Annotated in this window: 20 protein-coding genes and 2 riboswitches; of the genes, 10 read left to right on the forward strand and 10 right to left on the reverse strand. The window is 60.6% G+C overall.

Annotation, left to right across the window (positions count from 1 at the left end; translation table 11 throughout):
- Positions 1-392: 392 nt before the first annotated feature.
- Entirely contained in the window at positions 393-2,072 is a 1,680-nt protein-coding gene (locus tag JF545_RS12655) for a bifunctional diguanylate cyclase/phosphodiesterase (RefSeq protein WP_206942617.1), read from the reverse strand.
- A gap of 154 nt (positions 2,073-2,226) precedes the next feature.
- Here JF545_RS12655 and JF545_RS12660 point away from each other — a divergent pair, with 154 nt between their 5' ends.
- Positions 2,227-3,075 carry a hypothetical protein gene (locus tag JF545_RS12660; protein WP_206942619.1) on the forward strand — a complete coding sequence of 283 codons (849 nt, stop codon included), beginning with the start codon at positions 2,227-2,229 and terminating at the stop codon, positions 3,073-3,075.
- Between the two features lie 72 nt (positions 3,076-3,147).
- Positions 3,148-3,311, forward strand: a riboswitch (TPP riboswitch).
- A 78-nt stretch (positions 3,312-3,389) separates the two neighbouring features.
- A complete protein-coding gene (locus JF545_RS12665; protein ID WP_206942621.1) occupies positions 3,390-4,835 on the forward strand; it encodes a sodium:solute symporter family protein in 1,446 nt (481 codons plus the stop codon).
- A gap of 265 nt (positions 4,836-5,100) precedes the next feature.
- Here the strand turns inward: JF545_RS12665 and JF545_RS12670 are convergent, their stop codons facing one another.
- On the reverse strand, positions 5,101-6,390 hold the full coding sequence (locus tag JF545_RS12670) for an LLM class flavin-dependent oxidoreductase (RefSeq protein WP_242520854.1): 1,290 nt from the start codon (positions 6,388-6,390) through the stop codon (positions 5,101-5,103).
- Positions 6,390-7,193 carry a 3-oxoacyl-ACP reductase gene (locus JF545_RS12675; protein WP_206942623.1) on the reverse strand — a complete coding sequence of 268 codons (804 nt, stop codon included), beginning with the start codon at positions 7,191-7,193 and terminating at the stop codon, positions 6,390-6,392. The genes JF545_RS12670 and JF545_RS12675 overlap by 1 nt, the downstream gene beginning before the upstream one ends.
- A 47-nt stretch (positions 7,194-7,240) precedes the next feature.
- Positions 7,241-7,338, reverse strand: a riboswitch (TPP riboswitch).
- Positions 7,339-7,878: 540 nt separating this feature from the next.
- Here JF545_RS12675 and JF545_RS12680 point away from each other — a divergent pair.
- The 7 genes from JF545_RS12680 to JF545_RS12710 all read left to right on the forward strand — a co-directional run bounded on the left by JF545_RS12680 (position 7,879) and on the right by JF545_RS12710 (position 16,420).
- A complete protein-coding gene (locus tag JF545_RS12680; protein WP_242520855.1) occupies positions 7,879-9,546 on the forward strand; it encodes a BCCT family transporter in 1,668 nt (555 codons plus the stop codon).
- The gene (locus JF545_RS12685; protein ID WP_206942625.1) at positions 9,539-11,059 is read left to right on the forward strand and encodes an HAL/PAL/TAL family ammonia-lyase; all 1,521 of its coding nucleotides are present in this window, start codon (positions 9,539-9,541) and stop codon (positions 11,057-11,059) included. The genes JF545_RS12680 and JF545_RS12685 overlap by 8 nt, the downstream gene beginning before the upstream one ends.
- 161 nt (positions 11,060-11,220) lie before the next feature.
- Positions 11,221-12,015 (forward strand): thermostable hemolysin, encoded by a 795-nt coding sequence (locus tag JF545_RS12690; RefSeq protein ID WP_206942627.1) that lies wholly within the window; start codon positions 11,221-11,223, stop codon positions 12,013-12,015.
- Positions 12,008-13,741: an AMP-binding protein gene (locus tag JF545_RS12695; RefSeq protein ID WP_206942629.1), complete on the forward strand. Its 1,734-nt coding sequence runs from the start codon at positions 12,008-12,010 to the stop codon at positions 13,739-13,741. The genes JF545_RS12690 and JF545_RS12695 overlap by 8 nt, the downstream gene beginning before the upstream one ends.
- Before the next feature lie 4 nt (positions 13,742-13,745).
- Positions 13,746-14,510, forward strand: coding sequence for a TenA family transcriptional regulator (locus tag JF545_RS12700; RefSeq protein WP_206942631.1), 765 nt, complete (start codon positions 13,746-13,748; stop codon positions 14,508-14,510).
- Positions 14,507-15,343, forward strand: coding sequence for an SDR family oxidoreductase (locus tag JF545_RS12705; RefSeq protein ID WP_206942633.1), 837 nt, complete (start codon positions 14,507-14,509; stop codon positions 15,341-15,343). The genes JF545_RS12700 and JF545_RS12705 overlap by 4 nt, the downstream gene beginning before the upstream one ends.
- 297 nt (positions 15,344-15,640) lie before the next feature.
- Positions 15,641-16,420 carry a glutaredoxin family protein gene (locus tag JF545_RS12710; RefSeq protein WP_206942634.1) on the forward strand — a complete coding sequence of 260 codons (780 nt, stop codon included), beginning with the start codon at positions 15,641-15,643 and terminating at the stop codon, positions 16,418-16,420.
- 110 nt (positions 16,421-16,530) lie between these two features.
- On the opposite strand, the gene JF545_RS12715 is transcribed toward JF545_RS12710, so the two are convergent.
- From JF545_RS12715 to JF545_RS12745, 7 genes are all read right to left on the reverse strand, one after another.
- Positions 16,531-16,941, reverse strand: a complete 411-nt coding sequence (locus JF545_RS12715) for a hypothetical protein (RefSeq protein WP_206942635.1) — start codon at positions 16,939-16,941, stop codon at positions 16,531-16,533.
- Between the two features lie 120 nt (positions 16,942-17,061).
- Positions 17,062-17,832 carry a copper resistance protein B gene (locus JF545_RS12720; RefSeq protein ID WP_206942637.1) on the reverse strand — a complete coding sequence of 257 codons (771 nt, stop codon included), beginning with the start codon at positions 17,830-17,832 and terminating at the stop codon, positions 17,062-17,064.
- A 13-nt stretch (positions 17,833-17,845) separates the two neighbouring features.
- The gene (locus JF545_RS12725; RefSeq protein WP_206942639.1) at positions 17,846-19,726 is read right to left on the reverse strand and encodes a copper resistance system multicopper oxidase; all 1,881 of its coding nucleotides are present in this window, start codon (positions 19,724-19,726) and stop codon (positions 17,846-17,848) included.
- Positions 19,727-19,794: 68 nt separating this feature from the next.
- On the reverse strand, positions 19,795-21,138 hold the full coding sequence (locus JF545_RS12730; RefSeq protein ID WP_242520856.1) for an ATP-binding protein: 1,344 nt from the start codon (positions 21,136-21,138) through the stop codon (positions 19,795-19,797).
- Positions 21,125-21,787: a response regulator transcription factor gene (locus JF545_RS12735; RefSeq protein WP_206942640.1), complete on the reverse strand. Its 663-nt coding sequence runs from the start codon at positions 21,785-21,787 to the stop codon at positions 21,125-21,127. The genes JF545_RS12730 and JF545_RS12735 overlap by 14 nt, the downstream gene beginning before the upstream one ends.
- Positions 21,788-21,860: 73 nt before the next feature.
- Positions 21,861-22,349, reverse strand: coding sequence for a cupredoxin domain-containing protein (locus JF545_RS12740; protein ID WP_206942642.1), 489 nt, complete (start codon positions 22,347-22,349; stop codon positions 21,861-21,863).
- 99 nt (positions 22,350-22,448) lie between these two features.
- Positions 22,449-23,348 (reverse strand): LysR family transcriptional regulator, encoded by a 900-nt coding sequence (locus tag JF545_RS12745; RefSeq protein ID WP_206942644.1) that lies wholly within the window; start codon positions 23,346-23,348, stop codon positions 22,449-22,451.
- Positions 23,349-23,498: 150 nt separating this feature from the next.
- Between JF545_RS12745 and JF545_RS12750 the strand changes: the two genes are divergently transcribed.
- Positions 23,499-24,590, forward strand: coding sequence for a 4-oxalomesaconate tautomerase (locus JF545_RS12750; RefSeq protein ID WP_206942646.1), 1,092 nt, complete (start codon positions 23,499-23,501; stop codon positions 24,588-24,590).
- Positions 24,591-24,617: the final 27 nt, after the last annotated feature.

Consider the following 24,617-nt stretch of genomic DNA (forward strand, 5'->3'; position numbering starts at 1 on the left):
AGAAGCTTAAAAAAGCCTTTTCAAATCAACTACTTTTACCACTCTTCACCGCCTGTGACGTTTGCTCGTCGCCGGCAGCGGATGCGTACTTTACGGATCTCGAGGCAGCTTGGCAATAGTCTGAATCAAAAAAACTCATCAGCGCATGACGGCTCTGTTATGTCCTCGCCATAACGTTCGCGGGGACCCACCTTTAGTCGCCGTCATTGCCACATCCATGCACCGTGGCAAGGCATCAGCACGCAAAAGGCCCTGGCATCGCCAAGGCCTTCACGCCACTACACCTGGCAAGAGACCTGGCAAGAGACCTGACAAGACACCTTACAGGGAACGAGCGCTAGCGCGCAGAAAGCGAAGACCATCAAAAAAACCAGCAAAAGACCAGCCTCTGTTTAGGCCATATGACGCTTGCCACATACCCGGTTGCGTCCGGCGTGTTTTGCGGCGTACAGCTCTTGATCCACGCGCTCAAATAGCGACGTAAACGTCTCCCCCTTGGTGTACGCACCGACGCCCATGCTGATGGTGATGTTCAACTGCTGACCATCTGCAAGTTCGATCTGGCTCTGGCTGATGGCCTGACATACACGCTGCGCCGCGCTCATGGCCTCCTCCAATGCGGCATGACGCATGACGATAACGAACTCCTCGCCTCCGGTACGGGCCACCAGGTCACCATCACGCAGACACTGCTCAACGGCCTGACCGAGCCACACCAAGACCTGGTCTCCTACCACATGCCCATAGTGGTCATTCACTTGCTTGAAGAAGTCGATGTCCAGCACGGCCAGGGCAAAGCCCGTCCCCCGTGAAGTGCACTCCTCTATAAGTTCGTCGACATAGCGATCGAGCTGCGCCCGATTGGGCAAGCCCGTGAGCGGGTCACGCAATGCCTGATCTTCCAGCTCGTCGCGCTCCCTCTTGATTCGCGCTACGTCCAGTTCGTTGGTAATCACTCGCTCTACTGCACCGGTCAGCAGACGCACCAGCTCAATATCAACCTCTGAAAAGGGCTGGCGACGAGGTCTAGCGCTGGAAAAATTAAGCGTTCCCCAGACGGAGCCCTCTATCCAAATGGGCGCACCAATATAGGTTTCCAACTGAAACGCCTGGTAACAGGGGTGCCCGCTAACACGCTCATCACACCTGGCATGATGGGTAGCAAAGACGTCACACGCATCAAGGGTAAGACGGCAATACGTATCTCCCAGAGGAAAGGTATCCCCAGGACCTACCGGCGCCTCATCACTGGCCGCCCAGCGCACGCTGTACTGCTCACCCACCACCTCGCTGACCAACGCGATGTCCAGGCCCAGGTAAACAAGCGCATCTCGCAGCAGCATATCGACAATCTCGGACGTCTCGATATCCGTGCGGTTAACGCCGGTGTGCACATCCCGTAGCAGCTGGATCATCGACCGGTATTCAGAGACGTCCTGAATGATGGCGTAGAAGCCCGCGACACCGTCATCCACGATATCCGGCAAGTAGTTCACCTTGAAAAATGCTCTCCTGCCGTCCTGCAGCACCAGTGCATCCTCGTAGCTGACCTCTACCCCCGCCAGGGCACGCGCGAAGCGCGGCTGAATCTTCGCATAGGAGGAGGCGTCGAGAACCGATGCCACCGGCTGACCTGCCAATTCAGACGACGTAAGGCCAATGAAGTCCTGATATGCCTGATTGTTGAAGCGAAAGCACAGGTCTCGATCCACGTAGGCCACCATGACAGGAAGATGATCCGCTAGCCGAGCCACCACACCATGATCAGGTCGTTGCTGCATCGGCAGACGCAGCACCATGCTGCCATCAGGCAGCATCACGTAAGCCGAGCTACGGCTTTGCCCCCTTCCCTGCTCGTCCCACTGCCTGCCCGCACCCGCCATGGCTTCTGCAAGCCTGGCGGAGTGCCCCTGCAGCTCCGACAACGAACGTCCGACAACCTCATCGCGAGATCCTCCCAACACCGACGCACAATCGCCGGCCACGTCTAGCACCACCGCCGCTGGCGACACCCTGACGAGTACCGTCCCGGCAAGCGTCAATGCTTCTCGCACCCAGGCATACTGGTCCATGCTGGCTCTCCTGGTCGTTCCCCTGACGTGATAGGACGCACAAGCATCCTTCTGGCCTGCTCATGAATTTGGCTGTTTGTATGGTTGAATGCATCAGAATTTTCCACGCTGCGTGGACAGTACGTTCGCTCACGGTGCTCAAGAGGCGAATGCCATGTATTACCAAAACTTGATGGCGATCGAGCGAGCTCTCTCGCTCACGTACCAAGGACGTGCCGCCTGGCTGGAGACTCAACTGGGCAGCGCTTACGGTCTTGTGGATTACCGTATGCAGACCACTCAAGCGGAGCCGATTGACGAGGACGGCAACGCCTACCGACTACCGCATCCGTTTAAGGACCTGCGCCAGCACGCCGACGTCCATCACTCCCCCCTGACGACAGTCCATGTCAGCCAGGGTCGCGACCACGTCGCGGAACTACTGCTGCCGGACAGCCCGACACAGACCCATCTGGAAGTCCTGCACGCGACGCTGCTCGGACAACCTTCGCTGGTTCGCCTTATCAACTTGAATGGCTCCCCCGCCCGACTGAGGCGCGTCGAGCAACATGAGCCACTGGTACAGCAATGCGATCAGCTGCTTGCGCTGCTGATCCAACCTGCGCTGCGCCTGGTAATGGCTGGGCCGATCAGGGACGTGCATCGCATTGGCCTGCATGCCCATCAGAGGGGATTTGAAGTCATCTGGTGCAGAGGCCAGCCAGGCACTGCGCTTGCCGAAGACACTGTCTCACCAGACACTCCCACGTCAGACCAGTCCTTTCCCATGTCAGACCTGTCCTTTCCCATGGAAGTCCAGCACGCTGAAGCTGCCCACTTTCTTGCCGGCGGCGGAGGGCATCGGCGCACCCTCGTGCTGAACGCTACCTCTGATACGTCGCTGGCAGAGGTGGCGAAGAGCTCGGGTTGCTTCGACTGCAACAACAACCCCCACCCCAGGCTCTCGGAGACGACCCACTGGCTGGATCGGGCCTGCCAAGCAATGTCACTCGAGGGGCGTTAGCGGCGCGATGCTTCCGCAACGAGCGCCCTACCTTTCTGCAATTGACAGCCCCACTAGCCGGCCCTAGTCTGGACCTCTTCCTAGGGGAGCCCTACTGGCCATACAGGTCGTGACAGCGCCGCGACAGCGCTGTATCGCACCAAGGCCATAGTACGGGGCTGAGATTCCGCATTGCGCGGTAACCCTTTGAACCTGATCCGGGTCATGCCGGCGAAGGGAAGGATGGTTGCCGCTCTCCCTCTTTCTTCCTGCCCGCCGTCCGTCCCGATGTCCACTGGTCCCTGCGGACAACGATAAGAAAGAGGTTTCTCTCGATGATGCTCGACCCTCTCTGGACGGCGCTGTGGCTGCTGCTGTGCGCTGCCATCTTTGCCATTCCAGGCCTGCTCTACGCCCGACGCCGTCGGGGCGGCCTAGATGACTACATCTCCGCACGTAACAGCCAGAACACTCGTGCCACGGTGCTGACGTTGATTGCCACCACACTGGGCACCTGGATCCTGTTTGGACCGGCCCAGGCTGCCACCTGGGGCGGTATCGCGGCGGTCATTGGCTACGCGCTCGGCTCCATGGTGCCTCGCCTGGTGATGATTCCTCTTGGTCGACGCATGCGGGAGCTGATTCCCGAAGGCCACGGCCTGACCGAGTTCGTGATCCACCGCTACGGCCGCACGATGTATGCCTTCACCCTGGCGATTATGCTGTTCTACCTGTTTATCTCTCTGGCTGCAGGGCTGACCGCCATTGCCCACATGGTGACCCTGCTGGCCCCCATCCCCCTCTGGCTAACCGCCAGCGTGGTGATGATCGCCACCCTGCTCTACACCTTTTACGGCGGTCTGCGTACCACCATCTTCACTGACAAGGTGCAGATGCTGGTGATCCTGCCACTGCTGGCTCTCTTGCTCATGTTTGGCTGGCAGGCGGCGGGTGGCGTTGCTCCGACGCTCGAGGGGCTACGCGAGCGTGCTCCGCAACTGCTGGATATCACCGATGCTGGCGGCCTGCGCGCTGGCCTGACCTTCTTTCTCGCGGTGATGCTGACGGGTCTGTTCTACCAAGGAACCTGGCAGAGGATCTATGCGGCCCGGGATACTCGCGTGCTCAGGCGTGGCTTCTGGATCGCGGGACTCTTCAACTTCCCGGTCATCGTACTCATGGGTCTGTTCGGCCTGGCGTTCATCGGCCTGGGACTTGAGGGAGACGGCTCCGTCGCTCTGTTCAGCGTATTGTTGTCCGACGTGCCGCTGTGGTTTGCCTTGGCCCTGATTCCCCTTGGCCTTGCGCTGGTAATGAGTAGCGCCGACACAACGATCAATGCCACCTCCAGCATTATCGCCGTCGACATGCACAGGCTGCTGCCCCAGGCCAGTGAGGCGGCCTTGATGAGAATGGCACGCTGGCTCATCGTCGTCGCTGCAATACCAGTGACGTGGGTCGCTGCGCAGGGCTACAGCGTCCTCTACCTGTTCCTGCTGGCAGACCTGCTGTGCTCTGCCGCAGCCTTTCCGGTGTTTTTCGGCCTGTTCAACCGCCGCTATCACGGTCGCAATGCAGTGATCAGTACCGCAGCAGGTCTGCTGGCCGGGCTGTGGATGTTCCCCTCGCCTAACGGTGGCACCGCGACGCTACTGGAATCCTTCCTGCTGGCTGCCTTTGTTCCGGTGCTGGTATCTCTCGTCCTGATGAAGCTGATGCCATCTCGGGAGAGCTACGACTTTGACCGAATGAGCGGCCTGGTGAGACGCTTCCAGAACTAAGGAAACGCTGAATAAATGTTTCGAGCGATGACAGGTCGGTAGCTGCCGGAGCGGAAAGACCGGAGTTTACATGCGGTTAAATGAGGATCTTGAGCACCGCCAGCAGCCGAGATATCGAGCGCAGTAATTTATGCAGTGTTTCCCTAAGGCAATCAAACCGACGCCACTGAACCGAAACCATAACGGCGGGGCGAGCTCCCCCGCTGTTATGGCGGATGTCTATAGAGGCTGTCGTGCCTAGCAGCAGTGTGAGCAAGACGCCCGCTCAGCAGCTGGGGCGTGACAATCCAAGATGGTCGCGCAGCGTCTTGCCCTCATATTCCCGGCGGAAGACCCCACGTCGCTGCAATTCCGGCACGACCTGCTCCACGAAGTCCTCGATGCCGTGAGGCAGTGAGGGTGGCATCAGGTTAAAGCCATCGGCCCCACCCTGTTCGACCCAGCGCTGCATCTCATCGGCAATTCCCTCCGGCGTGCCGACCATCGTGCAGTGCCCACCTCCGGCGGCAAGCCGTCCCATTAGCTGTCTCAGGGTTGGCCGTTCAGCCTCGATAATGCGCAGGATGGTGGCATAGCGTCCTTTCGGTCCTGTAAAAGCCTCCAGCGGCGGCAGCGCGGGCACGGGCGCATCCAGTTCCCAGTGACTGACGTCCTGGCCGATAAACTGGCTTAACTGTCGCCGCGAGGCCTCTACCGGCAGCAACTCGTCGAGTTCACGCTGCTTGCGTCGGGCCTCTTCCTCGGTAGACCCGACGTAGGTCACAAGCCCCGGCATGATCGCCACCCCTGGACGGCCTGCGGCTTTCACCCTCGCCTTGAGGTCAGCGCAGTAAGCCTGGGCCGATGGCAGGTCATAGGCCACCGCGTAAATGGCTTCGGCATAGCGTGCCGCCAGGTCTCGCCCCTGTTCTGATGCCCCCGCCTGAAACAGCACGGGATGGCCCTGTGGCGAGCGCGGCACCGTCAAGGGGCCATCGACCAGAAAATGCTCGCCGCGGTGATGAATCGGTTGCACTTGAGCAGCATCCGCATAATCGCCGTGGCGATCTCGCAGCAGCGCGCCATCGCTCCAGGAGTCCCACAGCGCCAGCACGGTATTGGCAAACTCTTCCGCTCTAGCGTAGCGCTGCGCGTGGCCCGGCATGCCTTCCAGGCCATGATTGCGCGCCTCGCTGTCGAACATTGACGTCACCAGGTTCCACCCAAGCCGTCCGCCCGAGATATGGTCCAGCGATGCCAGCATGCGAGCCGCATGAAAGGGCGTATAGAAGGTACTGGAGACGGTCGAGATCAGGCCGATATGCTGTGTGGCACGCGCCATCGCGGCAAGCATTGTCAGCGGCTCCAAGGTCCACAGCGGACCGTCTGCGACATTGCCCGCGGCATGGCCATCGGCAAAGAAAACCGCATCCAGGCGACCGCGTTCGGCAAGCTTGGCCAGCTCTTCGTAGTAGGCGATATCCGCCAATCGCTCGACGCTGGAATCAGGGTGTCGCCAGGCCGCCTTGTGATGACCGCAGCCCAGGATGAAGAGATTCAAGTGCATAGAGGTCATCAGCCTTTCACCAGTCCGCCATCGACAATCAGATTCTGCCCGGTGATGGCCCTGGCCCACGGGGAAGCCAACAGCAGTACCGCGTCTGCAAACTCTTGCGGGGTGGTCACCCGTCGCAGCGGTGTGTTGGCGGCGATGAGGTCAAACACCGCGTCTGGTGTGGCACTGGAAGCGTCCGTCGTGCGCAGCAAGCCGCCGGACACCATATTGACGCTGATATTGTCTGGGCCGAGATCCTGCGCCAGCGTACGCGTCAGCGACAGCAGCGCCGCCTTGGCCGCGGTGTAGTCGTGATACGGCACCACCGGGTTCTGGAACAGGTTGGTACCGATATTGATGACACGCCCGACACCCGCCTCGCGCATGCCGGGAAGCGCTGCCTGCACCGTGTTGAGCGCACCACGCACCACACCCTGAAGTTGATGGTCCAGATGCTCCCAGCTCAGCGAGTCAGGGCCAGGCCGTGCGTCCCCATTGAATGCAAAGTCCGGCAGCGCATTGTTGACCACGGTAGTCACAGGCCCACCGAAGCGCTCACTGGCCCTCGCCAACATGGCCTCCACGCCATCCCGATCGCACACATCCGCAGCGACGGCCAAGGCGTGTTCCGGGTAATCAGCGACCAGCGCCCGGGCGCCTTCTTCGCTGCGGCGGTAGTTGACCACCACGCGAGCGCCTTCTCGCAGGAAGGCGCGTGCCAGGTGAGCGCCCAGACCACGTCCTGCGCCGGTAATCAGCACAATTTGAGCGGAGATATCAGGCGCAATGGGGTCGACAACAGGAGAGGTATCGGGAGGGGTCATGCGATGAGTCCTTGGTCGAGGCGGGGAACGCACGTCGAGCCAGGGACAGACGACTGCGCTGACATCCCTTCGCCGGTATGAACTGGATCAGGTTCGACGGGTATTTCTCAGCCCTGGCTCAGCCAGGACACCCCGTGTCATGCGCTCTCGACCTTAGCCCATCACCTTGCCCGGAACAAGACAGCGGGTATCAAGCAAGTGAAAGGGCCTACCCTGATTTGCCATCCTGGCACACGCCGCGACAACCCTATCGCGCCCCGGCCCCTTCACAAAGCAAATGTATACACATTTAAGCGACATCTTTCGACCTTCATGGCTTCGGGCTTTCCTTGCCCTCCAGCGTGTTACTCTGCCTTCTTTTCACCCTCTGTCCTGACACTCCCCCTACCTTGCCACCACCCCCTACTTTGGTACTACCCATTATCGGATCGACGCTTAGAAGAACATTCAACGCATTGTTTATCAAAGATAAAATAATAGAAGAGCGATCTATCTTTCATCATGAAAGGGAGCTGACGTGATCGCCAGCTCACTCGGCTCTAGCCTTTTCGATTTTTATTGTATATACATTATGACGGATTGACGGACCGCATCAGCGGTTCGTCAAGGAAGCGCTGAGCACCTCCGCTCAGGCATCGGTGCAGCGTTTCCCTAAGCCTGCCACACGCATCTGTGAGATCGGCCGATGACAACACCCGACAATGCTGATCCACTGCGCCACCTGGTAACGCCATCACCCGTGGAGAACAAGAATATGTCCGCCTCCAGCAGAAGGCCGCTAAGAAAAGCCGTCTTCATACCCACCTTTTCCATCATCATGGTGGCCGTGGCCACTGGCCTCATCAACAACGACATGCTGGTCGATGTTGCCAAAGGGGTCTTCTACATCTCCCTGTCTGACTTTGGCTGGCTGTATCAGCTGATTGCCGTAACGGCCCTGGTGGTGTCGGGCTTCATCTTCTTCTCCCGGGCCGGTGATATTCGGCTGGGTGGCAAGGATGCAACGCCTACCTTTTCCTTCGCTGCCACCTTCGCCATGGCGCTGACGGGAGGGATTGCCACGGGAGTCGTCACTTACTCCGTCAATGAACCGATCATCTATCTAGGCAACATCTACGGCGAAATCAGTCACCAGAGCTTCGCTCCCGGCAGTGGCGAGGCCGCCATCTTTGCCCTGGCAAGAAGCTTCCACAACTGGTCATTCATTCCCTACGCACTTTATTCCATCGTGGGGCTGATGATCGGCTACATGCACTTTAACCGCAGAGAACGCTTCTCGATCTCCTCAACCGTCAGCCCCGTACTGGGCAGGCACGGCAGCAAGATCTGGGTAAGGTCCCTGATCGATATCATTTCCGTTCTGGCCATCGCGCTCGGCCTGGCCTCTTCTCTTGGCGCAGGTCTGGCATTGATCAGCTCAGGCATCGAGGCACAGTACGGCATCGAATCCAACGCCATGACCTGGCTGGTGCTGACGATTGCCATCTCGGCGATCTTCATCACCTCCGCTGTCTCGGGATTGAAACGCGGCATCCGCGTGCTGTCATCGATCAACGCCTATATCTTCTATGCCTTCGTCGCGATTCTGATCATTGTCGGGCCCCTCAACTATATTCTGAGCCTGTCGGTGACAAGCCTCGGCTACTGGGCAGACAACTTCTTCCTTTGGGCTTTCGATACCAAGGAGTCTGGTGGCGAAGCGCTGGTCACCTGGTGGACGATGTATGACTGGTCGATCTGGATCGCCTACGCCCCCCTCATGGGACTGTTTCTGGCCCGTATCTCCTACGGCAGAACGCTCAGGGAGTTCCTCATCATCAACTGGATTCTGCCCTCGGTCTTCGGCCTGGTCTGGTTTGCCATCTGGGGTGGGTCCGCCCTCAAATGGCAGATGGATGGAACGCTGGATCTGATTAGCATCATCAATGACAGCGGCGCCGTATCCGGACTCTGGGGCTTCCTCCAGCACCTGCCCATGGCCAGCCTGCTGGTACCGCTGGCGATTTTCACCCTGGTCATTTCGTTTGCAACGGCGGCAGACTCCATGTCATCGACCATCGCGACCATCTGCACCAGCAACATGTCCGCAGAAGAGGAGTCGCCCAAGCAGCAGAAGATTCTGTGGGGCCTGTCGATCGCGGCTATCGCCTATGTGATGGTGGCCTTCGGCGGGGGCGCCCAAGGCGTCGATGGCATCAAGTATCTTGCCGCAGCGGGAGGCTTTACCGTGGTCTTCCTGTTCGTGCTGATATTGATCAGCGCCGTGCGAACCTTCATGACTCGCTCACCCCAGGGTGCTGCTGAGCAGCCGGCCGAGGTCTCTCAGCCGGTGACGGGAGGCGTGAATGAGTAACCAGGTCGTCATCTCAGATGCAGCCCCCGGCTGGCTGGAGGTCATCGCCGTCGCACGCCATGGAAGCGAGCTGACGCTGGATGAGGGTCGCTGGGCACGCATCGAGCGGGCCCGCCAGGTGGTCGAGCAGATGGCGGATGCCAGCACTCCCTACTATGGCATCAACACCGGCCTGGGAGCGCTGTGTGACGTGGTGCTGGATCGCCAGCAGCTAAGTGACCTGTCGCGCAATACCCTGATGAGCCATGCCTGCGGAGTCGGAGCCCCCCTGCGGGTCGAACAGGTCCGTGCCATCATGTGCTGCGCGGTCATCAACTGGAGCCATGGGCATTCGGGCATCAGCCCGGGCATCGTCCAGGGACTGCTGGCATTTCTTAATATGGGCATCACCCCGGTGGTGCCAGGCCGGGGGTCTGTTGGCTACCTCACACACATGGCCCATATTGGTCTGGCCTTGCTGGGCGTCGGTGAAGTCGACCATGCCGGTGAACGACGCCCCGCCAGCGACGTACTCGCTCAGCATGCGCTGACGCCCGTCGTGCTGGGTCCCAAGGATGGGCTCAGTCTGGTCAATGGCACCGCCGCCATGACAGGGCTTGCCTGTATCGCCCTGGACGATGCCCATGTGCTGGCCGACTGGGCCGACGCCATCGGCGCTGTCAGTTTCGAGGCGCTGTCAGGCCAGCAGGCTGCCTTCACGCCTGAGGTGCTGGCGCTGAAGGGTCAGCCTGGCGTGGTGCGCAGTGGCGCCAACTTGCGGCGACTGCTAGCCGACAGCCAGCACCTGCAGCAGTGTCAGGGCCACCACCTGCAGGATGCGCTCAGCCTGCGGGCCATGCCCCAGGTCCATGGCAGTTGCCGGGAACAGCTTGAGCACGCGATACGCCTGGTCGACGGAGAGATCAGCGCAGCTACCGACAATCCTCTGGTGATCGGCGAAGGCCCACATGCCAGGATCGTGTCACAGGCCAATCCTCATGGGGCGCCGGTCGCCCTGGCCTGTGACAGCCTCGCCATGGCGGTGTGTGAGTGGGCATCTATCTCGGAGCGTCGAAGCTATCGCCTGGTCACTCCCCAGGCCAGCGAGCTTCCCGCCTTTCTCACCCGCGACAGCGGAGTGAAGTCCGGACTGATGATTGCCCAGTACACGGCAGCGTCGCTGGCGGCAGAGGTCAAGCGACTGGCTCTGCCCGCATCGGTCGATAACTATCTCACCTCTGGTCTGCAGGAAGATCACCTCAGTTTCGGCGACAGCGCTGCGCTCAAGCTCGACCAGGCGCTGGAAGGCGCTCTTCGCGTGCTCAGTATCGAGCTGTTACTGGCCGTGCAGGCATTGGACTTGATTCCGAACACGGGCTTTGGCCTGGGAGCCGAGCTCACACGGCGCCTGGTCAGAGAGCGTATCGTTCACTATGACGAAAGTCGGCCGCTGCATCAGGACATGGAACAGGCCCTGTCGCTACTGAAAAGTGCCACCGCCATCGCGGAGGTACGACGTCTACTCAACGCGTGAGATGACCGTCCTTGCTTGCCCCGGGCCAGCAGAACGATGGCCCAGGGTCAGCACTGCGCTGCCAAAAGGCGATTCGCAACAGTTCGACAAGGAAGATTAAGCTTTCGATAAGCTTCGACACCTACAGTGATGGCCATGCCTTTCCCCATGGACGCGATGACATGGCCACACCACTCCCAGCCTCGAGGCAGGCCCTCTTCAGGCCCGCGCTAGACCAACACCAGGGCCCCACAGCCACACCGCCGACAAGCATCGCGGTGGGTGTCACGGTCCCTGCTGCCTGCGCCTCGGCCAAGACGTTGGCCTGGCTTTCCGGCCAGCACAGCCTGGAAGCTGCCCACCTGGTGAGCACCGCCTTCCAACGTCGGCACAATGCTGCCGTCAGCCACCAGTATGCTCGCCTACTGGCCCTCTACGCAGACAGCGGTGAGCTGCTGGCGACCACTGGCCTGAAGCGGGCGGATGAGGGCAGCTTGATGGTAGAGCGCTACCTGACGGCCCCCGTCGACCAGGTGCTCGCCTCCCAGGGGGTGGCCACGTCGGCCCCGCCGCGTCACACCATCATGGAAGTGGGCGCCCTGTCGAGTGCCTCCCCCGGGGCTGGCCGACGCCTGATGCTGGCTCTGGTCCTCGTACTGGAACAGTTGAACATCGACTGGCTGGTCGTCACTGCGTCGCGTGACGTCAGGAATGGTCTCGGGCGCCTGGGCATTGCGCTAACGCCCCTCGCCAGCGCTCGCCGCCACTGCTTGCCTGCCACCGAGAACTGGGGTCGCTACTACGAAGGCGACCCGAGGGTCGTGGTCATTCGGCCTCTGCAGGTCGCGCTGAGCATGCGCTCGACGCCAATGGGCAACATGCTCTTGTCCAGTGCCCCTCGGCTAGCTGCCCACGCCGTGACGCCTACTCCGGCGCTGCCGCCAGTGCCAGCTCCGGAGTTCCATTGCCATGGATAACCTGCTGAAGCGGCTGGAACAACGGGCGACCCTCGCGCCACGTTCAGCGAGCCTGCGAGGCGCTACTGCCAGCGGCAAACTGGTGGCGCTGGATGCCCGCCAGTTGCACGATAGCGTCACCGCATTGGCACAGCAGCTTGCCCAGACGGGCGTTCGTCATATCGCTATTGCCGGCCACAACTCCCCCGCCTGGCTGGTGGCTCAACTGGCGGCTTGGCGCGCAGGATTACCTGTCACCCCGATACCCTCCTTCTTCAGCGATGATCAGGTGACCCATCTGCTCTCCACCACGGGCCTGGATGGCATCCTGATCACCGACGGCAGTTCACTTGACCGCTGGGTCGACGCTCGCCTACTGCCGGTCTTCGACCGCGGGCTCTTACCTGAACAGCAACCGCCACACGGCATCGGCGTCGAGCCCGACGTGGCCCTGTTTCAGCGGGCCAGTGTTCCCGCCCCAATGCCCGCGGAAACACGCTTGATCACCTTCACCTCCGGCACCACGGGTACCCCGAAAGGCGTTTGTCTATCGGGCCCCCACCTTGAGTCGGTGCTACTCGGACTGGACGACCGATTGCAGGGCATTGAGCTGACACGACATGGCGTCGTGCTGCCATTGGCGGTGCTTCTTGAGCATCTGGCAGGGGCTCTGTACGCGCTTTGGAGAGGGGCAGAAGTGATCATCGACCCTCCTCAGGTGACCGGTCTCGAGGGCAGTGGCAACCTATCGTGCCCCCACTGGCAGCGCTGGCTAGCCGGTCGCCAACCCGACAGCTTGATCCTCGTCCCCGCCCTGTTGGCGGCTCTGTGCCAGATAGCTCGACAAGAAGACGACGCCCCATGGATGACATCGCTGAACCTGGTTGCCGTAGGCGGTGACCATGTACCTCCGGTACTGCTTGCCGATGCCAAAGCGCTGAAGCTGCCCGTCGCACAGGGCTACGGGATGTCCGAAATGGGCTCGGTGGTTTGCTTGAGTCGCCCCGATGAACCCCAGGATGGCCGCGTCGGGCGCCCGCTGAAAGGACGTGATATCACCACAGACCCATCGGGGCAGTTACTCGTGCATGGCCCACGTATGCTCGGCTATCTGGGCGAGGCGACTGACACAGGGCCTGGCCCGATGGATGTGCCCTGGCCCAGCGGTGATCTGGGTGAGCAGCATCATGGCGGGCATTGGCACCTTAGCGGACGTCAACGCAATGTCATCATCCTGTCGACGGGACGCAACCTCAGCCCCGAGTGGATAGAGGCCGAACTGGCAACCCTTGCCGGTATCGACCGAGCCTTTGTCTTTGGCGATGGCCTGCCAGGCCTACTGGCGCTCGCCACTCTGTCATCCTGCCAGGTCGATACGACGGCCATCGATTCGGCCATCGCCTCACTCAACCAACGGCTACCGGATTACGCCAGGATCCACGGCTGGGCACCGTTGACCGCCGCGCTGCCCGGGCTACCCACGCCACTGTCAGAAGCCAGTCACGAACTGACCAGCAACGGCCGACTGCGCCGTGACGGTGTTCGCCTGCGCAGGCATCGCGATATGCAGCGCCTGGCGGAGCAGAGCTTCTGTGAAGCGCCCCCGTCGGAGCAAACCCCATGCGATCCCTCGCTCGCACTGCCTGGCGACAGCGCAGATAACGTCACCAACTCCCTTGTTGAACCGCTCTACCGCTTCTCCCCTCAACGTGTTACCCGACAGCCAGGAAGGCCATCCGATGAATAACCCCATGCACGCAGTACCTGCCCCGGCACCCCCCCTGCCAAACACCGGTGCCCAGCCGGGCTTCTATCAGGCGCTGCTTGACGCCACCCAGGGCGAGCGGCAAAGGCTGATGAACGGAGCACTGGTCACGCGAGGCCTGGCGGGTGAACTTAGCCTGGGGGAATACCGTGCTTTCCTGGCCCAGGCCTATCACCATGTCAGCCACACCGTCACCTTGATGATGGCCTGTGGCAGCGAGCTTAGCCGGTACGCACCAGCGCTAGGACATCACCGCTACCAGGCGCTAGCCAATGCGCTTACCGACTACATCGAGGAAGAGAAGGGCCACGAGCATTGGATTCTCGATGATCTTGAGGCGACCGGCATTGATCGCGAGGTAGCTCGCTCACGGCCGCCGCTACACGAGACCGAGCTGATGGTCGCCTACGCCTACGACAGCATTCGCAGACGCCATCCCCTCACCATGTTTGGCATGGTGCTGGTACTGGAAGGCACCAGCACATCGGCTGCCAGTCAGGCAGGCCGTGCCATCCGCGACAGTTTGGGGCTCGGCGACGATGCCTTCCACTATCTGTTCTCCCACGGTGAGCTCGACGTCTCGCACATGGCCTTCTTTGCCAAGCTGATGGACACGCTGACGTCGCCAGATGACCAGGCCCAGATCATCCATGCGGCGAAGGCCTTCTATCGCCTCTATGGCGCCGTGCATGAAGCGGCGCTCCAGGACGCCACCCACTGGCAGGGGCAGGTTTGCGAGGACGCACCATGAGCACCTTGTGCAATCAACGGGTGCTGCTCACCGGGGCTTCCGGCGGCATCGGCTCAGCGCTTGCCCGCCAACTTGATGAGGAGGGAGCCACCCTCTGGCTGGTGGGTAGAGATACCGGCAAGCTGCGCGCGCTCGTCAAACAGCTAGGTGGCGACCTGCCCCGGCACCGCCTACTGGGCGAGGTCGACCTTACCCTTCCCGCCGGGCGCCAACGGGTACTTTCCTGGCTGCAGGAAACGCCCTTGGAGCAGCGACCCTCGACGCTGATACAGTTGGCCGGCATCAATCACTTGGGGTGGTTTCAGCACCACCCACAACAGAACATCGCCGACATCCTGAACACCAACCTGACGTCGACCCTTCTGCTGACCCACACGCTGCTGCCTCTTTTCCTTGAACAACCGGCCGCGACGCTTTACTTCGTGGGCTCGTTGCTCGGCCACATCGGCCATCCGGGATACGCCGCCTACTGCGCCAGCAAGGCCGGGCTCAAGGGATTCACCGAGGCACTGGGGCGAGAGCTGGCAGCCACCTCGGTGCGCGTCCAGTACCTGGCTCCACGGGCCACCCGCACCAGCATGAACGACAAGACGGCCGAGGCAATGAACGCCTCCCTCGGCAACGCGGTCGACACCCCCGAGGCCGTTGCCGATGCCATCGTCGCGCAACTGAAAAGCGGCCAACAGCGCAGGCGTCTGGGAACAGCCGAGCGCCTGTTCGACACGCTCAATGGTCTTGCACCAGGCGTGGTCGACAGGGGAATCAACAAGAAGCTGCCCCACATTGCGAGACACTTGGACGCTCGTGCTCCGCTTGAACGTAACGAAACGTGACATATATGACGCCATGGGAGGCTGGTAGCCGTACAAGCAGAGCCTGATGCATCATCGTGTCCCACTCCGTCGAACAAGCATCGACAAGATCTCGGCCGGTTCAAACAAGATGGCGGAATCGCCACCGCACAAGCCCTGTTTTCAGCTCTTGCGCGACTATTGTGCTGCGCCGACTTGACCCTTGTGCTGCACCAAGGTTCTAGTCTGTGGTGAGAGTCCCGGAAACGTGCTGATTGCGCGTGTCAACGCGGCAATACGCTCGCCGGGGTTATTTTCATGCCACCACGGAGGGAACCGATGAGCAACACGGCCACACGCCACGCGCATGAGACATCTTCCCCCACCGCCGACGTCTATCGGATGAAGACGGATCAACACCTGTGCCCCTTCGGCCTGAAAACACTGTCGCTCCTCAAACGAAAGGGCTACCAGGTTAACGATCATACTTTGACCTCACGGGAAGCCATCGACCGCTTTAAGCAGGAAGCCGGCGTCGAGACGACGCCCCAGGTTTACATCGGAGGCGAGCGAGTCGGCGGCTACGAGGATCTGCGACGCCACCTCGGCATGAGTGTCCCCAGCGACAAGGACGTCAGCTACCGCCCTGTCATCGCCATCTTTGCCACGGCACTGTTGATCGGTCTGGCCGTCAGCTGGGCTAGCGGGCAGGCGCTCGTATCGCTGCACACTCTCGAATCTGCCGTGGCATCCGCCATGGTGCTGCTAGGTCTTCAGAAACTGCAGGACGTGGAAAGCTTCAGCACCATGTTTCTGAACTACGACCTACTCGCCCAACGAGAAGTGCGCTATGGCTACCTCTACCCCTACGCCGAAACACTGGCCGGGATACTGATGCTGGCAGGCACCTTAACCTGGATCGCAGCACCGGTCGCGCTGTTCATTGGCACAATCGGCGCCTTCTCGGTGTTCAAGGCCGTCTACATCGACAAGCGCGAATTAAAATGCGCCTGCGTCGGCGGCAACAGCAATGTACCGCTCGGTTTCGTATCTCTGACAGAGAACCTGGTCATGGTGTTAATGGGGCTTTGGATGCCGGCCAAGGCACTCATGACATAAAAATTGTATACATCTGGCGCTCTTGGATAGAAGAAACGTCTGACCGCGCCGCGCCTCATCCTAGAAAAAACCGCCAGAAAATATCTGGCGGTTTCTTTACCGTGACGCCTTTATTCTAAGCCAATATGCAAGCTGTAGCGGCCACTGCTTTCATTGGCGCTGCCGAGTACGCTGCCTCGCACTTCAAGCTCATAGTTGCCCGAAGTAACAGGCGTCTTCAGCAGGAAGTGACCATTGCTATCCGTATCGCTGGCCACTAACTCGCCTGCGGGAGAATACAACCTGCCTTCGATACTCATCGATTGACTAGAATCGCTGGCAAGATGTTCACTACTGATAACGAGCGTTCCTTCTTCTGCGACAGGCACCTGGTAGCGCTCAGGCACACCACGGAGCTGCTGAGTGGCGGATACGCCTTGCTGCAAGACTGGGGCCTCCTGTAAGTGGCCCGGTGCAGCCATTACCGGCATTGCTCCCACCGAGAAAAAGGCGACTCCCATCATCTTTTGCCACATTTTCATAACATCTTCCTCCTGTGGATATTGGCATATTAATGATGGGTTATTGGCCTTAATCTACGCTGAAAATTTAAAAAATTATAACTGTCTCTCGCGATAAGCATGGCCATCGAGAAAGACAACTCAAAACCAGACGCGCACCCCGGCAACCACTGCAGTGTCTTCCACTTGACCGCCTTCATCACGTGCCATATCGGCAGTATCACCATAGAGTTTCTGCCAATAGGCGCCGATATAGGGTGCGAACTTTCGATGTAGCTCATAGCGAAGGCGCAGGCCGGTGCGCAAGGAATTGAATCCCTCCCCTACACCGAACTCCTCAGCATCATTGAACGCCACTTCCATTTCCAGGCGAGGCTGGAGATACAGCCGCTGGGTCAGTCGTAGGTCATATTCCTGCTCCAGACCCAAGGAGGTATCACCATCGTCGCTGACACGAAGGTCCAGCTCGGTTTCCAGCCGGTAGGGCGCCAGCCCCTGAAGACTGACCACGCCGAAATAGCGCTCGGGATGGTCGTCGCTGCCAAGCCCACCTTGATAGCCCAGACCACCTTGCAGCTCCCAGAAGTCGGCAATCAATCTGCTGTAGAGTAGATCCAGCGATTCAAATTCTGCATCTTCGCCATCCCCTTGGGCATTGTCCCCTTCCCCCTTCAGGTAGACGCGATGAACATCGCCTCCGTACCAGGCCTGAAAATCCCAGGACACCGCCTCGCTGTCTTCAGATGGCCAGGCATATTCCAGTCGGTCGATCATCACCGAGCCACGCAGATGCTCCTGCATGGGCGACGGCCAGTGATCTGGTGCGTCGTAGCCATCCTCAGCCAGCGCTACCGGTGACATCCCCAGGCCCGATATCGCCGCCAACACAACAAGTCTCTTACGAGATTCCATGCGACATCTCTCCTCAGGCAACCTTGACGACGCGGAACATGCCGGCGTCCATGTGGTACAGAAGGTGACAGTGGAAGGCCCAGCTGCCCTCGGCATCCGCAGTGATCAGTGCAGAAAGGCGCTCTCCTGGCTTGACGTTCAGGGTGTGCTTACGCGGAATCAGCTCACCGGCGCCATTTTCCAACTCCATCCACATGCCATGCAGGTGGATCGGGTGCTCCATCATGGTGCGGTTGACCAGGATGAGGCGCAGACGCTCGCCCTTGTCGAAGTGGATCGGGCCCGAGACCTCACTGAATTTCTTGCCGTCGAAGGACCACATGTAGCGTTCCATGTTACCGGTTAGATGCAGCTCGAGTTCGCGACCAGGAGGACGACGATCAGGCCATGGCGCGATGGCCTTCAAGTCCTGATACACCAGCACACGACGATCACGGGCATCCAGGCCGATCCCTGGCTGATCGAGGCGGGAGCCGGGCTGCGCCGCTCCCACCGGCAGCATGGCGGCACCGGTAGAGCGGCCCATATCGTTCATCTGGCCGTGATCCATGCCCGCCATGGTCGAGTGGTCCATAGCGGTCATCGAGCCATGATCCATGCCCGTCATGCTCGATTGATCCATAGCGGCCATCGAGCCGTGATCCATGCCCGCCATGGTCGAGTGATCCATAGCGGTCATCGCGCCGTGATCCATACCCGCCATGCTCGAGTGATCCATAGCGGTCATCGAGCCGTGATCCATACCTTCATGGGCTCCCATGGCCTCCATTCCTCGATCGGCGATGCGTCGGCGTTCCGGCACCGCCGCCGCCATACCCAGACGAGGCGCCAGGGTCCCTCTGGCAAAGCCGCTTCGGTCCATGGACTCGGCAAAGATGGTGTAGGCCACCTCCTCCTTCGGCGTAACCAGGACGTCATAGGTTTCCGCTACTCCGATACGAAACTCCTCGACAGGCACGGGTCGCACCGGCTGACCGTCAGCCGCCACCACCGTCATTTCGAGCCCCGGAATTCGTACGTCGAAGTAACTCATAGCGGAGCCGTTGATCACGCGCAGCCGCTGGGTCTCACCGGGCCGAAACAAGGCAGTCCAGTTGTCATCGGGCGAGTGGCCATTGAGCAGGTAGGTGTAGGTGGCGCCGGTGACATCGGCGATATCACGAGAGCTCATGCGCATCCGTGCCCACATGGCACGTGCTTCCCAGGTGGAAGCGAAGCCCTGTCGCCCCACATCGTCGATGAAGTCTCCCAGGGTGCGCTCCTGGAAGTTGTAGTACCCCTCACCGGTCTTCAGGTTGTGGAAGATGGTCGAGGGGTCCTCGAAGCTCCAGTCGGTCAGCAGCAGCACGTGCTCGCGGTCATAGCGAAAGGGTTCGCGTTGTTCGGCGTCGATGACCAGGGGGCCCACATGACCAACCTGCTCCTGCAAGCCTGAGTGGCTGTGGTACCAGTAGGTGCCGCTTTGACGGAGGGGAAAGCGGTAGGTAAAGGTTTCGCCCGGCATGATACCGGCAAAGCTCACGCCGGGGACGCCATCCATCTCCGGCGGCAGCAGGATGCCATGCCAATGAATCGAGGTGGGCTCGTCCAGCAGATTGGTGACCCGCAGCGTCACGTCCTGCCCTTCCTTGAGCCGGATCAGTGGGCCAGGGCTGGTGCCGTTGAGGGTGATAGGCCGTGCAGGCTGGCCAGCAATGGGCACGCTCTGGCGACGAATGGCCAGCGAGATATCCGGGCCGTTTTCCACCCCCTTGGGGTAACTCGAGGTCTGTCCCCAGGGGTTGGCCCAGGCAGGTGCCAGGCCTAGGGCGGCGGTGCCGATTCCCAGGGCTGCGCTTCCCTTGATGAAGCCTCGTCGTGATAGCCGATGTGGCGGCAGAAGAGTCGTCGACATGGGTGCTGTCTTCCTGTGCGATGAACTTCTGCCATCTTCCATCGTCAAGCTGAAAGCCAGCTGAATCCCTAACCAATAGGCGGCTTCGCGGAGAGCATTGCCAGCGGCAAGCGAATGGTCACTTCAAGCCCACCCGTGGAAGCCGCCTGAAAACTGACCTCACCCTGATACTGCTCGACCAGTTCAAGCAGTATCGACAGGCCGATGCCATTGCCGGGTCGCCCTTCATCCAACCGTTGGCCTCGCCGCCCCAATAGTGGCAGCCATTCCGGGGGTACTCCCGGACCATCATCCTGGATCTTCAGCTCAACACATTGGTTCAGCGTTAGCGCGAGCCACACCGACTCGCTGGCCCACTTACCCGCGTTATCGAGCACGATGCCAATCATTTCCAGGAAGTCCTGCCGCTCCATATCGATGCAGACATCCTCCGCGTCCCCGAGAGCCATGTTGAAGTGCTTGTCGGGGTACAGACTTCGAAACATGTCAAAAAGCTGGTCGAGTTCCCTCTTGATCCGGGTGTGCTGGCCGCCACCGGGGCCCGCCAGGCGCGCCTGACGCAGATGGGACTCCATCAACTCCTGCATAAGGGTCAGTCGTGTAAGCAAACGTTCACGACGCGCTTCGTCCAGTTCGCGTTTGCCGCGCAGGGCCTGCATCACCGCCGTCAGCGGGGTCTTGAGCGCATGTGACAAATCCGCCACGGCGTTACGTGAACGCACCAGTCGGCGCTCCTGGCTGTCCATCAGGCGGTTGAGTTGAGAGACCAAGGGCCGGAATTCCTGCGGCACCTTCATTCTGAGTCGCTGGCGCTGACCATTTCTCAGCTCGGCCAGTTGGCGCTGCAATAGATCCAGTGGCCGCAGGGCGGCATTGACCGCCAAACCGTTAAGCAGTGAAAGAGCGAGCAGCACCAGGCCTGCGATGGCGCCAATCCACCAGTGCAGAGCAGCGAGGCCTTCCTCGACGCTGTCGAAGGATTCACCAATAAGCAGTACGCCTGCCGTGCCTTCTAGTGAGAAGGTACGCCGTAACACAAGCAAGTGACGCCCTTCCAGGTGCACATCCAGCAACGACTCGTCAGGCCCATCTAGATGCGGGGCCAATGCTGGCAACCAAGCGGGGTGCGAGGTAGTGAGGCGCGTTCCGCGCTTGAGCACGTACAGGTGATGAAAGACCTCGGCCGACAGGCTCGAGGGCAAGGTGGGAGCCGGTACAGGGTCAGCGTTTTGACGCAGTTGTGCCAGGCGATACTCCGCTTCCTGACGCAGTCGGTCACCGAGAAAGTCCCGCGCGGTCTCGCGCAGCAGCAGACCATGCATAAACCAGGTCAACGCCATGACCAGCAGGGACACCGCCCCGAGGCTGACCAGCAGGCGCAGACGAAGACTGTTGCGTCTAATGCGAAACAAGCACGTACCCCTGGCCTCGACGCGTCTGGATGATGTGCTTGCCCAGTAGGCGACGCAAACGAGCGATGTAGACCTCCACCAGATTGGGTGCCGGGGCATCCTGCTCAAGGGCGTAGAGTTGATCGAGCAGCTTCGTCTTGGAGTGCACCCGGTCAGGGTGGTACATCAAGTAGCGCAACAGGCAAAACTCGGTGGCGGTTAGCGGCTGCCATGGTCCTCCCGCGCAGCTGACCTGACGCTGATCCTCATCGAGGCGGACGCCGTTGACGATGAGCCTTGCCGTCAATTCCGTGCGCCGGCGCAACAGCGCATGGACCCGCGCCAGCAGCTCCTGTTCGTGAAAGGGCTTGGTGAGATAGTCATCGGCCCCTCGACGAAGGCCATCTACCTTGTCCTGCCAGGCATCGCGAGCCGTCAACAAGAGCACCGGAAGACCAAGACCCTGGTCTCGCTGGAACTCCAGCCAATCGAGCCCCGAACCATCGGGCAGGCCGATGTCCAGGATCATCAGCGCATACTCTTCGCTATGCAACAGCGCCTTTGCCACGCTCAGCCGCTCGGCAACGTCAACGCGATAGCCATGATCATCCAAGGCATCTTTCAGACTCTCGCAGAGCAGGTCATCATCCTCGACCAGCAACAGCTTCATCACCATCATCTCCCGGCCTGTCTCCGTCCTGCCACGCCCCAGCCACGCTGGAAGAAGTGGCCCTGGCCGGCTCCTATGGTCCCACACTCAGAGCGCCGTGCATGCCCGCCTCGAAATGTCCAGGGATATTGCAGGCGAAGGTCAGCGATGCCCCCTGTTCCGGCGCCTGCCAGACCAGCGTCCTGGTCTCTCCCGGCGCCAGGGTAACTGCCGGCATCTCCATGGCCCCGTGCATCTGGCTCATGTCGTGACCGTCCCCATGCATGCCATGTCCTCCCCCAGATGCCATCTCACGCATCATCTTGCGGTGTTCATCCTGAGCCTCGGCAGAGCCGATCACGAATTCGTGCTCCAACTGGCCGCTGTTAGTGACCTCGAAGGCGACCACCTCGCCAGAAGCAACGCTCAGTTGCTCTGGATCAAACCAGATATCGCCAGCCTCGACAGCGATGGTGCGCTCTGCGTGCGCGGGATCAATCACTGACGACTGAGCGTGGCCGGCACCCGCCAACGCCTGAGTCGACACCAGACCAAGGGCTAACACCATCAGTGTGCTACGCATGACATCGTCCTTCCATAGTGGGATGAAGGTAGCCGTTATAGCGCGGCTAGCTGAATCCAGGCTGAATCAGCCGCAAGCACGCAGGGAGTATCCTCTCGCTCACGAGTGAGTCCACTTCTCCAGCAGCAGGTCGATAAACAGCTGGGCGGTGCCCGAGATACTGTGCACGTTACTGCGTACCAGGCCGATGGTACGCTCGATACGTGGCTCCGGCAGTTCGCGCGAACACAAGATCTCGTGGTCCGGGCCCGGCATGGTCATGCGCGGCAGTATCGCCACCCCCAATCCAGACTCCACCAGCCCCAGCGACGTCGATAGATGCTGCACCTCGTAAAAGCTGTTGAGGTGGATGCCTTCGGCTGACATGGCACTGTCCAGCAGGGTGCGGTTGCCGCTATCGCGACTGACGGTGATCAGCCTTACCTGCTCCAGGTCGGCCCAGGCGATCTGCGTCTTGGCGGCCAGCGGATGATCCGATCGCAGCGCCAGTACGAAGGGGTCTCTCAGTAGCTGCGTAAACGACACTTCAGGGCGTTGAGCGCTGAACATGTTGATGCCGAAGTCCGCCTCACCACTGATAACCTTCTCCAGCCCTTCATTGGCGCTGACGTCGAGTATGCGAATCCGAATACCCGGCCAGGCCTCGCTGAACTCACGAATCACACTCGGCAAGAAGTAGAACGCGGCGGTCGGTAGACAGGCAATCGTGACCGTGCCGGTCTGGTGGGTGGCCAGCTCGCGAATGCCGAGAATCGAGGACTCGTACTCCTCGATCATGCGTCTAGCCCTCGGCAGGAAATCGGCGCCAATGGCCGTCAGGCGAGTACGCCGCGTGGTGCGCTCCAGCAGGCTGACCTCCAGCAACTCCTCGAGCTTCTGGATTCGCCGCGAGAGCGCAGGCTGCGAGAGGTGCAGCCGCTGTGCCGCTTCGTGGAACGACCCCAGCTCGGCGACTTGAATAAACGCTTGTAGATCAAGAAATTCCAGCCTGTGCAGCATATCTCTACTCTTGCATGATCGGTGAACTACTGATAACCATAACGCATTAATCCGACTTTCGCATTGATACATAAAGCTCTTTGCATTTGAAGCATCAAATGCCTGGTGACAAGCTGCTGTCATGACCTCCAACAACGACGTGACATCACCATGATGAACAGCATCCCCTGCATGATCATGCGAGGCGGCACTTCCAGAGGCCCCTTCCTGCGCATGTCAGACCTTCCCGAGGATGAGAAGGCTCGGGCAGATATTCTGATCAGCCTGATGGGATCCGGTCATGCCCTACAGATCGATGGCATAGGGGGTGGCGACCCACTGACCAGCAAGGTCGCCATCGTTGAGCGCTCGGCGCATCCCGATGCCGACGTGGACTACCTGTTTGCCCAGGTCGACGTGCTCAATCACCGCGTCGACTTCAATCCCAACTGCGGCAACATGCTGTCGGCGGTGGGGCCCTACGCGATTGAGTCCGGCCTGGTGGAACCGCAGCCGGATTTTACGCTGGTAAGGGTGCGCAACCTGAATACGCAGCGCTTGATCGAGTGCCATGTCCCGACCCAGGGCGGCCAGGTTCTCTACGATGGCGACACCCGTATCAGCGGCGTTCCCGGGACCTCGTCGGCCATTCAACTGAGCTTTCTTGATATCGTCGGGACCAAGACCTGTGGCCTTCTCCCCACCGGCAATGTGGTGGATCTGATCGATGGCGTCGCCGTGAGCTGCCTCGACGCGGCGACGCCCATCATCATGATCAGAGCGGAAGAGCTGGGGCTGACGGGGCACGAGCCCCCTGACCAGCTGGACGCGAACAGTCAGCTGCTGGCGCGTATAGAGCGCCTCCGCCGACACGCCGGCGAGCTGATGGGCCTGGGCGATGTCAGCCAGAGCGTGCTACCAAAGCCGGTGCTGGTGTCCCCTGCACTGGAACAGGGACGCACCCTGTGCGCCCGCTATTTCGTGCCCCATCGCTGTCATAAGGCCATCGCCGTGACCGGCGCCATCGCCGTCGCGTCGTCAGTCAGCGTGCCGGGAACCGTAGCGAATCTGATCGCCGTTGGCGCGGGATCACTGGAAGCCAACGAGCTGGCCTCCCGGGTCAGTATCGAACACCCATCAGGCTTCATTGATCTGGAAGTCGAGCACCGCGGCGGCAACGCCACCGACATCGCGCGCGCCTCGCTGATCCGTACCGCGCGCAAGATCATGGCCGGCACCCTGTTCTACGCCCTGCCCGATTGATCCGACTCAACCCGATCCCGCTCTGGC

Source organism: Halomonas litopenaei (genome assembly GCF_017303055.1).
In the GTDB taxonomy this organism is placed as follows: domain Bacteria; phylum Pseudomonadota; class Gammaproteobacteria; order Pseudomonadales; family Halomonadaceae; genus Halomonas; species Halomonas litopenaei_A.